We start from the raw sequence: 12503 nt of genomic DNA on the forward strand, positions 1-12503 counted from the left end.
TTGCTGCAACGCTGGAAGTCGGCGTCCCTGAGGTCGCAGCTCGTGGCGATCATCATGGGTCTGCTGCTGTTGGCGCTGGCAGCCACCGGCGCTGGCACCTTGACCCTCGTCAAGAGCTATCTGCAAGGCCAGGTGGACGACAAGCTCAAGGCCGCGGTAGCGCTGGCCCAGGACCAGCAATCCTTCGACAAGCTGTCTGAGCCCAACACTGCGGTGCCCACCGATTATTCGCTGACCCTTTACGTACCCAACCTTGCACCCTACCCGTTCGGCGGAAGCCAGAACGACCGGCCGGCGATCTCCAACATCACTCCGGCCGAAGCCAAGGATCGTGGCAATGTCCCCTTCCAGGTCAGGGGCACGGCCGGTACCAACTGGCGTGTAGTTGCCGTGGGAGTGGTCGCCAACGGGCAGAGCGGCGTTGTCATCATCGGACTTCCGCTTACCCCTGTGGACAAGGTTATGGAGCACGCCCTCCTGGTGGTGGTGGGCGTTGGCTTGCTGACGCTGGTGCTGGCGTTTTTCATCGCCACCTGGACGGTTGCGCGGTCCTTCCGGCCGCTGGCGCGGGTGGAGAAAACTGCTGCGGCCATTGCTGCGGGTGACCTGTCCCGCCGCGTGGAATTCGACAACCCGCACACCGAGGTGGGCAGGCTGGGCAGGTCACTGAACACCATGCTCTCCCACATTGAGGCCTCGTTCGCTGCGCGTGCGGCGTCCGAGGGCCGCATGCGCCGCTTCGCCGCTGATGCCTCCCATGAGCTCCGCACTCCTTTGGTGACCATCCGTGGTTTCTCCGAGCTGTATCGCCACGGTGCCTTGTCCACCGAGGAAGACGTTGCCATGGCCATGGGGCGCATCGAAAGCGAAGCAAAACGGATGGGCTCCATGGTGGAGGACCTGCTGCTCTTGGCCAGGTTGGATGAGCAACGCCCCTTGCAGCTCAAACCTGTGGACCTGCAACTCCTTGCCCACGACGCCGTGGTCGACACCAAGGCCTCCTGCGGCGACCGCTCCATCACGCTGCAGGGACTTGCCGGCGCTGCACCAACCCCCGCCCCCGTACAGGGCGACGAAGCAAAGCTCCGCCAGGTCATAGGCAACCTCGTTGGAAATGCCCTGCGGTACACGCCGGAGGGAAGTCCCATCGAGCTTGCTGTGGGAGTTCAGCACACCCCAAACGGCGCGGAATCGATCATCGAGATCAGGGACCACGGCCCCGGCATTCCGGAAGATGAAACCAACAAGATCTTTGAGCGCTTTTATCGGGCGGACACGTCCCGCACCCGGGAAACCGGTGGCAGCGGGCTCGGATTGGCAATCGTTGCCGCGATCGTCGGGTCACACGGCGGCTCCGTCCGGGTCAAAGAGACCGACGGCGGCGGCGCCACCATGGTGGTCAGCCTCCCCTTCCACGAAGCGCCGGCCGAGCTTTTGTCCACGTAGCTGTTCCCCCGACCGTTATCCACATAGAGGTGATGGCTGGTACTGCCCAGGGTGCCGGATACCTAGGCTGATTGATGTGGCCACGCAACCCGCCGCATCCAGCGGAACATCTTCGTCGAAAGGCATCCCCTATGAGCGTCATCTCCGTCGATACCGAACTGCTCCAGCTCAAGTCCGCCAACGTCAAGGCAACAGTGGACAGAGTCAGTACCGACGTCCAAGCCATGAGGCGGGGTTTGGAGGAACTCCAAGCCACCTGGAAGGGTTCCGCCGCTACCAATTTCCAAGCCCTCCTCGTGGAGTGGTCCCTGACCCAGAGCAAGGTGGAAGCGTCGCTCGCATCCATCGACGCCGCGCTGTCCTCAGCTGCTACCAGTTACCTTGAGGTGGAACAGGGCAACACCCAGCGCTTCGCTTTCTAGCTTTTCCTCCCACGGCCATCGGCCGAGATGACTCCTGCGGGGCCCCTCTCTTCCCCCTTGAAGGCGGGCCTCGCAGGTCTTAATTGGTCTGGTCCGGGCGGCTAGCGTGCTCCGCTACTGTTCACGTGTCCCTTGATGGAACCTCAGCCGCCATTGGCCCCGGTCCAGCATCCACACGGAACTGCGTAAGGCAGCACCCGCAGGTGCCAGACTGCGATAGTTCAGGAGTATGGTGTCCTCGTTCAGGCGATCTGCGCTCAGGAGCTCTAGCTCAGTGGGTTCACCGGGATCTTCCTCCAGGGCCATCATCATGGCATCCCGGGTCCAAAATCGCCCCGAGCTTCCGATCTCGGCAAAGTCCGGGTGGAGCAGAACGCCAATCCGGCCGATGTCCGCCCGCACCTCCGGCCTGAGCATCTCGCGTTCCAACGCCAAGACCGTGTCTTCGGCCGACAGCGGCACCACCGAAGTTTGTTCGTCGAGCTCGCTGAACAGGTCAGGCTGGCCAAAGATTCCGGACTCCCCGAAAAGGGTCGGCTCCGAATGCGGCCAGGATGTCCGTCCTGTCCGGGACTGCTGGTCACCAGCGGGGGCTTGCTGTCGGGTGCCCTGGGCTAACGAGGCCAGGGCCTGGGGCTGCGCCTCTTGGGGCCGTGCTTCTTGGGGCTGCGCGGCTTGGCTCTGCAGCCCGGCAGGACGGTCCCCAAGCTCGCTACCCACCCCCGCCGGAGCTCCCGGGAAGCCCGGCCCGCTGCGGGGAGCTACGCCCTGCTGATAAGCAACGGCCACCGCGCGTGCACGCTCGTCCGCCGCTTCATTGAGGTCATGCCCGGCATGCCCCTTTACCCATTCAAAGGTGTACTTGCGTCCGGTGATGGCTTGATCGATGTCCTTGAGCAGATCCACGTTCAGGACAGCCTTGCCGTCTGCCTTCCGCCATCCCTTCCGCTTCCAACCCGGCATCCACTTGGTGATGCAGTTGATGACGTACTGGCTATCGCACAGGATCAGCAAATCTTGCTCGGGAACATGCGCCGTGGACCGGAACAAGTCCAGGACAGCCATCAATTCGCCTTGGTTGTTGGTCCCATGCGGCCATCCCCCTGCCCGCCAACAGGAATCGTCAACGTACCAGGCCCAACCGGCCGGCCCAGGATTACCGAGGGCGGACCCGTCGGCGGCAGCAATAATCGTCATGCACTTAATCCTGCCAGACCTTACTGACACTAAAACGCGCAGCTCAAAGAGCGCACATAAGTACTTGGGTACAGCAAAACGGCGGCCCCCACCAAATGGTGGGGACCGCCGTGGTGATGTTCTTTAGTGCAAAGAGCGGGAGGGCTTAGAAGCCGCCCATGCCGCCCATGTCGTCGCCACCGGCAGCCGGGGCGTTCTTTTCGGGCTTGTCAGCAACCACTGCCTCGGTGGTCAGGAACAGACCAGCGATGGAAGCGGCGTTCTGGAGAGCCGAGCGGGTGACCTTTACGGGGTCGTTGACGCCGGCAGCCAGAAGGTCTTCGTAGACGCCCGTGGCAGCGTTCAGGCCGTGACCGGAGGGCAGGCCGCGAACCTTGTCCGCTACAACGCCCGGCTCGAGGCCAGCGTTGAAAGCGATCTGCTTGAGCGGAGCATCGATAGCAACCTTGACGATGTTGGCACCAGTTGCCTCGTCACCTTCGAGGTTGAGGTTGGCGAATGCCTTGGCGCCGGCCTGGATGAGGGCCACGCCACCACCGGCGACGATGCCTTCTTCAACGGCAGCCTTTGCGTTGCGGACAGCGTCCTCAATGCGGTGCTTGCGTTCCTTCAGCTCTACTTCGGTAGCCGCGCCAGCCTTGATGACTGCAACGCCGCCGGCCAGCTTGGCCAGGCGCTCCTGCAGCTTCTCGCGGTCGTAGTCGGAATCGGAGTTCTCGATCTCGGCGCGGATCTGGGCCACGCGGCCAGCGATCTGCTCGGCGTCGCCAGCACCTTCAACGATGGTGGTCTCGTCCTTGGTGACAACGACCTTGCGGGCGGTGCCGAGGAGTTCGAGGCCGGCGTTCTCAAGCTTGAGGCCAACTTCTTCGGAGATGACCTGGCCACCGGTGAGGATGGCGATGTCGGCGAGCTGTGCCTTGCGGCGGTCACCGAAGCCCGGAGCCTTGACGGCAACGGACTTGAAGGTGCCACGGATCTTGTTGACGATCAGGGTGGCCAAGGCCTCGCCCTCGATGTCTTCAGCGATGATCAGCAGCGGCTTGTTCGACTGCATGACCTTCTCCAGGACTGCAACGAGTTCCTTCACGTTGGAGATCTTGGAGTTCACGATCAGGATGTACGGGTCTTCGAGGACCGTTTCCTGGCGCTCAGCGTCGGTGACGAAGTATGCGGAGATGTAACCCTTGTCGAAGCGCATGCCCTCGGTGAGCTCAAGCTCCAAGCCGAAGGTGTTGGATTCCTCGACCGTGATGACGCCTTCCTTGCCCACCTTGTCCAGGGCCTCGGCGATCAGTGCGCCGATTTCCGGGTCGCCGGCGGAGATGGAAGCCGTGGCTGCGATCTCTTCCTTGGTTTCGATTTCCTTGGCCGAGGACAGCAGTTCATTGATGACTGCTTCAACAGCCTTCTCGATGCCGCGCTTGAGGGACAGCGGGTCAGCGCCGGCCGCTACGTTGCGCAGGCCTTCCTTGACCAGTGCCTGGGCAAGAACCGTTGCGGTGGTGGTTCCGTCGCCAGCGACGTCATCCGTCTTCTTGGCAACTTCCTTGACCAGTTCCGCACCGATCTTCTCGTAAGGATCGTCCAGCTCGATCTCCTTGGCGATGGAAACACCATCGTTGGTGATCGTGGGGGCGCCCCACTTCTTTTCGAGGACGACGTTGCGTCCACGCGGACCGAGGGTGACCTTGACGGCGTCTGCGAGGATGTTCAAACCCCGCTCGAGGCCGCGGCGTGCCTCTTCATCAAATGCAATGATCTTGGCCATAACGGCGGTAGTCCTTTCGGGACAGTCGTTAAGAAGGTACCTGTCTGATGGAGTGCCCGCGACGGACGGCCTTTCGCTTGCGGCCTCTGTATGCCGCGCGCTCCGGACCTCACCCCACCAAAAGGTGTTTCTTGATCCCCCGCCGGTTCGCTGGCTTTTGGGCCGGATTAACCGGGCCGCACTTAGCAGTCGAACCGTTGGAGTGCTAACTCAATAATTAGCACTCACCCGGGGAGAGTGCAAGCAGCGGCTCCATGCTGCGCTATAAACGAAAAGGTTCCAGCCGGCGTAGGCAGCCAGTGTCCGTGGCTCAGGCGACGCGTACACTCTCGGCTTGGGGGCCCTTCTGCCCCTCGCCCAATTCGAACTCAACCCTCTGGCCCTCCTCAAGGGCCCGGAATCCGTCCATTTGAAGGGCGGACCAGTGTACAAAAATGTCGTCGCCGGAATCATCCACAGTGATGAAGCCGTAACCCTTTTCGGCGTTGAACCATTTGACGGTTCCCAAAGCCATGATGCCCACTTTCACAGTAGCCAAAGTCCGGTAGCCGGGATCTCCGGGCCGGAGTTAATCCACTGTAACCACTGTGGTCGCAACGCGGTGCCGCGCTGGCGAAGTGCATCGCTTTTGTTATTGAGGCTTAACCGGGATGGTGCCGTGTTTTCCTGGTGACTCGGCGTTTATTGGTGACCCGGCGTTTATTGGTAACCCGGACCTGCGACCACAACGAGCGGCTGCTGGACGTCAGGGGCCTCGACTACTTGCTGGATCCCGAGAAGGGTACCCAACGCTTCGGCATTAGCCTTCTGGGCCGGCGCGTTATAGAAGATGACGGAAGATTTCTGTGGCAGGCCGCCCCAGTTGCCCACCGTACCCAAGGTCCAGCCGCCGCCTTGGACCAAGCCGGCCACCTTGGAGGCCAAACCGGCCGTGCCGGCACCGTTGTAGACAGCCACCGGGGTGGACTTGTCCACGGGAGCCGCCGTTGGGGTCGCGGAGGGAGTTTCCGACGGCGTCGCGCTGGGCGCCGGGGACGCAGCCGGGGCGATGCTCGATGCGCTAGGGGCCGCTGACGGCGGCGCGCTGCTCTGGCGGGGTGCCGACGTCGAAACGCTAGGCGCTGCGCTCGGTGCCACAAACCCAAGGCGCGGAAGGATCAAGAACGCCACCAAGCCAAGCACCAAGGCCACTGCCCCGACGGTGAGGACCGGCCACAAAGCGGGCCGGGACGTTGCTTGGGCGTCGCGGTGGACGCCTTGCCGGGAGCTGTTCTCTGGGACCTGGTCGAACTCGTCCCTGGCATATTTGGTCATGGTGAAGCGTTGTCCTTGCTGGTTGCTGCTGACAGATCAGCCGGGCGTTTTACGCGTCGGACCCCAAGCGGCGCGCAGTCCGCGCGCGCTGGCGGGACGTACGTAGTCTACGCAATCTCTTGACCAGCATGGGATCGTGCGCCAACGCATCTTCGGTATCGATCAACGCATTCAGGATCTGGTAGTAGTGCGTTGCCGAGAGATCGAAGAGCTCACGAATGGCTTGTTCCTTGGCGCCGGAGTACTTCCACCATTGCCTTTCCAGAGACAACATCTGCTGATCGCGCTCACTGAGCGGGGAATCGGGGCGGGTATTTCCGACAAAGTCCGCACGGTCAAAGTGGGTGGCTTGCTGCGCCATCGGATCCGGTGCTGGTTCTGCCATGGCAGGCTCCTTCGACGCTCAGATGGGAAAAGACCTACCCCCATGGTAGGGGCGAATAACAACGCTGTCATTCGCATGGGCGCCGGACGCAGGGGACAATGGCGTGGTGACTGGCGAGGATGCTCTCTTTGATCTTGAACCGGCGGCGGTGCCGGACGTTGGCTTTGCCGAACTGGCGGGCAGGCCGTTGGATGAGTTGATGGCGCCCGACTGGGCGGCTGCCTTGTCTCCCCTGGAAGGACAGTTCCGGGACGTTTTGGCTTTCGTGGCGGGCCAGGCCGACGCCGGTATCCACGTGCTGCCCTCCGCGGACAACCTCCTGCGGGCATTCCGGCGCCCCCTCGCCGATGTCAAGGTACTGATACTCGGTCAGGATCCATATCCGACGCCGGGACACGCCGTCGGACTGTCCTTTGCCGTGGCCAGGCAGACCCGGCCCATCCCGCGAAGCCTGGCGAACATCTACCGCGAGCTCCACGATGACCTTGGCCTGCCGCCCCGTGTCCACGGAGACCTCAGCGCCTGGTCCGATCAAGGCGTCCTGCTCCTGAACAGGGTCCTCAGTGTCTCCGCGGGAGCTGCCGGCTCGCACCGCGGGAAAGGCTGGGAGGCTATCACGACGGCGGCTGTCACGGCGGTGGCGGAACGCACCGACGGCTTGGGCCGGCAGAGCCCGCTGGTGGCGATCCTGTGGGGAAAGGACGCGTTGTCTGTCGAACCCCTGCTGGCAGGTGCCCCGTCCATCTCGTCTCCCCATCCCAGTCCGCTCTCGGCCTCTCGCGGGTTCTTCGGTTCCAAGCCCTTCAGCCAGGCCAATGAGTTGCTGCGCGAGCAGGGCGCCGCCCCGATTGACTGGGAACTTCCGGTCCTCTAAAGGCCTCACGAGTCAAGGCCCCACGAGCTGGAGGGGTCTGAAGGGCGTCGTTTGCTCCGTTGTGGGGCCTGCTCTGCAGGGTTGGAGGGTGATTTAGGCTGCAGAGCGGGCCCCACAACGAGGGGGCGGTTCCGGACAGGCAGTGGCCTAGGCTTGCTTCTATGAACGCCGTACTCCCATCGACATCCTCCGCCACACGCAAAACCCGCCCGCAGGTCAACCTGACGGTGGTGCGTAAAGAGCTCCTTTCGCCCCACATGGTGCGGATTGTGGCGGGCGGAGAGGGCTTCGCGGACTACGAAAACAACGAGCACGTAGACAGATACGTCAAGATCGTTTTCCCGCAGCCCGGCGTCGACTACCAACTGCCGCTGGACTTGTGGGCCATCCGGGAAAGCATGCCCCGCGAGCAGTGGCCGCATACAAGGACCTACACCGTCCGATGGGTCAACATGGAAGCCAAGGAACTGGCCATCGACTTTGTGGTCCACGGCGACGAAGGCTTGGCTGGACCATGGGCCGCCGCCGCCCAACCCGGAGACGACCTGATCTTCACTGGTCCCGGTGGCGCATACAGCCCAGCGCCCGACGTCGACTGGCACCTTTTTGCCGGCGACGACGCGGCCATTCCGGCCATCGCAGCCTGCGTCGAGTCGCTCTCCGAAGAAGCCCGGGGCATGGTGTTCCTGGAGGTGGACAGCGAGGCCGATATTCTCCCGATCGCGGCACCTTCGGGCGTCGAACTCCACTGGCTGTTCCGCCGCGGAGTACCCGCCGGATCCAGCGAGCTGCTGCTTGAGGCGCTCCGCGGCATCGAGTGGTTACCGGGCCAGGTGGACGTGTTCGCCCATGGGGAGCGCGGCTACATGAAGGGTCTCCGCGAAATCTTCTTCAGCCAAAGGGGCTTGGAGCGTTCTCAGGTCTCCCTCTCGGGGTACTGGGCGCAGGGCCGCGTGGAGGAAGTATTCCAAGCCGAGAAGAAATTGCCCGTAGGCAAAATCTAGGCCTTTCCAGGTACTAGCGCCGCCGTACCCGGCGCCGCTCATTGCTGGACAGCCCCTTGGTCAGCGGCCGGGCAAGGTTGTCACCCAGCACAATTCCGGCGGCCACCCCGAGCACAATCGCACCTGCATTCAGCATGCCGCCGGCCCCCACCAGAATGTTGCCACCCTCAACGGTCAAAACATACATGGAGCGGAATATAGTAAGCCCCGGAAGCAGGATCAGGGCCGCCGGAACAGCGACCACCAGCTGCGGGGCGCCCAGTTTGAGCGCGAGGACCCTGGCCAACAAACCGATGACGACGGCGGCAACCGCCGGAGACAGGCGGTCCCCGACACCCCCTTGGCCGACCCCCCACAGGACAAAGAAGCCCACGATACCTACCGCCGCCGTCGGGAGGAGCAATCGCATCTGCGTCTGTTCGGTGACTCCGATGGCCAACACAGCGATGGCTATCAAGACCGCTTTGCCCCACAAAGGGTACGCGTCCGGGAATGTTTGGGTGACGTCCAGCACCGCGCTTCCCATCACCGTTCCCACCACCACGGCGACGGCGATGCCCGCAACGATGGCGCCAAAGGTGAGCAACGTGGAGAGGAACCGTCCCGCGGCCGTGACGGGGAAGCCATTGATGGCGTCCTGCACGGCTGAAACGAGCCGACCTGTAGGCAACAACAGCAAGATGCCGCCAGCAACCACAATCGAAGGCGCGATGTCTACGCCGGCCCATCGAAGCATCAACGCGATAAAGGTCACCAGGAACGCGCACGCCATGGTGACGAAGAAATCCGCGGTCCGCCACTTGGTCAGTTGACGTGCCAGCAAGCTGACCATGAGGTTTGAAGCGAAAGCAACGGCGGACGCTCCCAGGCCTCCACCCAGGACGCCCACGAAGACCGCGGCAAATACTGCGAAGGCCATGGTTACCATCCAGCGTGGAAACGGCTTGGCGCTGCGAATGATGCCGTTCAGGCGACGAACTGCTTCGTCACGGCCTACTCCCCCTGCGATGATGTCGGTCACCAACTGGTGGACTTGGGCGAGCCCCGCATAATTATTCGTCCAGGACCGGACCACGCGAAGAAGCGTAATGGGCGTCTGGTCCTTGGGCGCGTAGTTGATGGCGACAGACTGGTTGGTGATGTCCACTTCAACGTTTTTGAGGCCCAGGGCTGCTGTCACGGCAATCATGCTGGTCTCAACCTCAAGGGCACCGGCACCGTAACGGAACATGACTTCGGCCAGATGCAGGGCGAAGTCGATCGTTTTCCGGGCGGAGGCGTCCACTCCTGCCACCTGGATGGTGGGATTGGCGTAAGGACTTCCCGCAAGCCGGTCCACGATATTCATGGGCGCGGTGGGCGGACTGTCCCCTTGGACCAATCGCATCAGCATGCGTTTTGCGGTGACGTTCTGCCGCACCTGCGATGGGCGCAGCGGCTGGGTCTTGGGCAAGCCATCCATTGGCGGACGGCCGCCGGACCCTTCGGGCCATTCAGTCACGCAGCGATCCTCCCCTTTGCCTCTTTGATCAGCGATTCCCCCGGAGTTTCCTCAGTACGGGCAACTTCTCTACTGGTAATCTTCCCAGAACGGTCTGGACAGTCCCTGCAAGCTTCCTGGCCGTCCGGTACGCGGTGAAGGCCACGGGATTCACGGGCGCCACGAAATCGCCAATCAGCTGGACAACTTCACCGCCGAACCCCTTCTTGAATTCGTAACCGCCGTGGCCAGTCTCGTCCTGGCCCTGGATTCCGAACGTGCCATAGAAGTTGTAACGGGAGTACCCGTTGTTCAGCGCATGGAGCATCATGCCCCAGTAAAGGGATGTTGCGCCGTTGAAATAGATGTAGTCCTGGACGGTTCCACCTATGACGCACACCAGTTCATCACCTGAGCATGCGAAGTGAATGGCGGCAACGGTGGCCACGCCCACCGAGTCCGGGAATCGTTCGATGTCCTTCAGGCTCCGCTCGTAGCTGTCCACGAGGTCCTGTACAACCTTGATCCGGTTGGCCTTCTTTTTGCTGCCGGTTTCTTCGACCTCGCGCTTGAGTTCGGCCAACGTCTTGGATTCAGCTTCCAGGCGCTCGGTGATGGACGCCCGATACTCAGGGATGTTGATCTTGGCCATCATGAGCTTGGTGAACTCATCGGAGGTGTTGCGGAGAAGTTGCTCGTAGTACTCGCGTTCGCGGTAGGTGAAGCCCTTCTCATCCCCTGCCGTGCTGAGGGCGTTGTAGAAGTCGTCCAGTGTTTCCAGGGTGGCCTGTTCGAGGTAGACGCCGTTCTTCTCGGCTTTACGGATGGCCTTACGCGTCCGATAGTTCATACCCATGATGAGTTCCTCGGAATCCGCGATCCCGTCGAGCTGCTTCACGAACATCCAGTTGATGTTGGCAAAGTTCATATCGAAACCCTGATGCTGGAATCCAAGGCCCTCCAATTCCTTCATCAGAGGCCGGTTGTCCTCAATCTCCGGGTGTTCCGCGCCTTCCTCATCCCGTGCGATGTACCGGACGTTGGGTGAGATCCGCAGTTCAGCAGCTTTCTTGGTAGCCGCGTGCTTCTTCAACTGCTCGACGACGAAGCGCACCGCCGCGGCGTCGGAATAATCCATCAGCGGGCCCTTGGCGCAGTCCACGGTCTTGTAGCCGAAGCGATTGGACGCGTAGACGAGTTTCCCGGCAGCGATGAGGCTTCCACCCCTGGTAACCCCGAAGAGCTCCACTTCCTGCCCGCGTGCGCGCTGGAACCTCGTCAGATCCATGGATTGGATGAAGCTACCCTGAGGGTGTCCTTTGGCGAACGTCTCGTAATCAGTGTCGCTGAGAATCACGAATTCCATTTCGGTTCCAGCCTGAATCGGTGTCAAAGAAATTACCTCACCTAAAAGTAGATTTTGCACCCGTGAGTAGCCGGGGCGGGCCTTGCTTGCTGGCTGTTCTTACGCGCTCAGTAGAACTGGCCGCCGGTACGCATTGTTTCGAGTCGACGGAAGACCTTCTCGGCACCCTTGAGCCACAGCTTGTAGCGGAGCGGGCTCAGGACCATGTCGTAGCACCCGACGAAATCCGTGACGGTCTTGGTGAAGCTCGTCTTGAAGGATCCAAGGCCGTACAGGGGGTGGGATTTGTCTTTGATGCGGGCAGCCGGAGGGGTCCCGCAGAAATCGTACTCAACACAGCCGAGTTCCTGCATCCGCTGGATGGCTGCCCATTGGACCAAGTGCGAGTCGCCGTACTGCTTGCGGTTCTGCGTGGAGCCGCCGTCCTTGTACGTCGCCTTGGAACCGTAATTGATGACGAAAGCGCCCACGCTTGGTGCGCCGTCCTCGTAGACGAAGAAAAAGTGTCCCTGGCCGCGGCTGCAGAACTCGCCCCAGAAAGTGGCGTAGTACTCGTAGCTGCGTAGCGGCATGGCGCCTTTGGCGTTCACGGTGTTCTGCATCAGCGCATAGAGCTTGCGGTAGCTGTCCTCGCCCGGCTCGGCCTGCAGAACCTCGCATCCCTCGCGTTCAGCCCTGCGGACGGCGTTCCGCGCCCGTGATGAGATGCTCCGGAGCACTTCATTGGCCGGTGCCGCGATGTTCAGGATCGCCGTGAAGTCGTTCGACTGGATGTTCGGAGCCTTGACCAAACCGGCTGCGCGCAGTTGCGCTGTCACCTCAGGCGACTCGACGACGTCGGGCTCTATCTTGATGGTGAAGACGTTTAGCTTTTGATCCTTCGCCAGGGCCGCCACGGCCGTGAGCATGGGCTTGATGTCCTCGACAGAGGCGGCGTCTGGTCCCTTGATGAGGTACCAGAGGCGGCCGAGGACCGGGAACTTCTTCTCGAGCAACAGGTTGTAGCTGGTGTAGTCGGCAGTCTCCACCACCAGGCGGCGGACCAGCCAACCGTTGCCGTCCTTGACTGCCGCATAGGCGTCCGACTGCAGCATGTTGCCGCCGTTGGGATTCGCCGTGATGTGCTTGTCCCAGTTATCGGTTTCCTCGGCGGTGGCAAAGCGGGCGGTAAATTCTCGCAAGGTGGCCGTGTCCAATCTCAGGGTTTGGTGCCGTGTTGAGCGTAGGTGTTCAGAGTGGAGCGT

General features: G+C 62.0%; 12 protein-coding genes. 4 read left to right on the top strand and 8 right to left on the bottom strand.

The features are described 5' to 3' along the window. Both SB659_RS04575 and SB659_RS04580 read left to right on the top strand, forming a co-directional pair. On the top strand, positions 1 to 1446 hold the full coding sequence (locus SB659_RS04575; RefSeq protein WP_410549637.1) for an ATP-binding protein: 1446 nt from the start codon (positions 1 to 3) through the stop codon (positions 1444 to 1446). A gap of 131 nt (positions 1447 to 1577) precedes the next feature. Beyond that, positions 1578 to 1868, top strand: coding sequence for a WXG100 family type VII secretion target (locus tag SB659_RS04580; protein WP_284974160.1), 291 nt, complete (start codon positions 1578 to 1580; stop codon positions 1866 to 1868). A 114-nt stretch (positions 1869 to 1982) separates the two neighbouring features. On the opposite strand, the gene SB659_RS04585 is transcribed toward SB659_RS04580, so the two are convergent. The 5 genes from SB659_RS04585 to SB659_RS04605 form a co-directional block, all read right to left on the bottom strand. After that, complete coding sequence (locus SB659_RS04585) at positions 1983 to 3065, bottom strand: RNase H family protein (protein WP_410549638.1); 1083 nt, start codon at positions 3063 to 3065, stop codon at positions 1983 to 1985. A gap of 145 nt (positions 3066 to 3210) precedes the next feature. After that, positions 3211 to 4836: a chaperonin GroEL gene (groL, locus tag SB659_RS04590; RefSeq protein WP_284977497.1), complete on the bottom strand. Its 1626-nt coding sequence runs from the start codon at positions 4834 to 4836 to the stop codon at positions 3211 to 3213. Between the two features lie 310 nt (positions 4837 to 5146). Further along, on the bottom strand, positions 5147 to 5350 hold the full coding sequence (locus tag SB659_RS04595) for a cold-shock protein (protein ID WP_284974157.1): 204 nt from the start codon (positions 5348 to 5350) through the stop codon (positions 5147 to 5149). 185 nt (positions 5351 to 5535) lie between these two features. Continuing rightward, complete coding sequence (locus SB659_RS04600) at positions 5536 to 6150, bottom strand: LytR C-terminal domain-containing protein (RefSeq protein WP_410549639.1); 615 nt, start codon at positions 6148 to 6150, stop codon at positions 5536 to 5538. Between the two features lie 49 nt (positions 6151 to 6199). After that, complete coding sequence (locus SB659_RS04605) at positions 6200 to 6511, bottom strand: DUF3263 domain-containing protein (RefSeq protein ID WP_410549681.1); 312 nt, start codon at positions 6509 to 6511, stop codon at positions 6200 to 6202. Positions 6512 to 6638: 127 nt separating this feature from the next. Between SB659_RS04605 and SB659_RS04610 the strand changes: the two genes are divergently transcribed. Together SB659_RS04610 and SB659_RS04615 are read left to right on the top strand one after the other, a co-directional pair. Beyond that, positions 6639 to 7409, top strand: a complete 771-nt coding sequence (locus SB659_RS04610) for a uracil-DNA glycosylase (RefSeq protein WP_410549640.1) — start codon at positions 6639 to 6641, stop codon at positions 7407 to 7409. A gap of 161 nt (positions 7410 to 7570) precedes the next feature. Then, positions 7571 to 8413, top strand: a complete 843-nt coding sequence (locus SB659_RS04615; RefSeq protein ID WP_284977493.1) for a siderophore-interacting protein — start codon at positions 7571 to 7573, stop codon at positions 8411 to 8413. A 13-nt stretch (positions 8414 to 8426) separates the two neighbouring features. Here SB659_RS04615 and SB659_RS04620 read toward each other — a convergent pair whose 3' ends face one another. The 3 genes from SB659_RS04620 to SB659_RS04630 form a co-directional block, all read right to left on the bottom strand. Beyond that, positions 8427 to 9914 carry a threonine/serine exporter ThrE family protein gene (locus SB659_RS04620; RefSeq protein ID WP_410549641.1) on the bottom strand — a complete coding sequence of 496 codons (1488 nt, stop codon included), beginning with the start codon at positions 9912 to 9914 and terminating at the stop codon, positions 8427 to 8429. 28 nt (positions 9915 to 9942) lie between these two features. Then, positions 9943 to 11259: a peptidoglycan bridge formation glycyltransferase FemA/FemB family protein gene (locus tag SB659_RS04625; protein ID WP_284977491.1), complete on the bottom strand. Its 1317-nt coding sequence runs from the start codon at positions 11257 to 11259 to the stop codon at positions 9943 to 9945. 107 nt (positions 11260 to 11366) lie between these two features. Further along, complete coding sequence (locus tag SB659_RS04630; protein ID WP_284977490.1) at positions 11367 to 12455, bottom strand: lipid II:glycine glycyltransferase FemX; 1089 nt, start codon at positions 12453 to 12455, stop codon at positions 11367 to 11369. Positions 12456 to 12503 lie beyond the last annotated feature (48 nt).

Origin of the sequence: Arthrobacter sp. SIMBA_036 (assembly GCF_046535135.1) — a bacterium.
GTDB lineage: Bacteria > Actinomycetota > Actinomycetes > Actinomycetales > Micrococcaceae > Arthrobacter.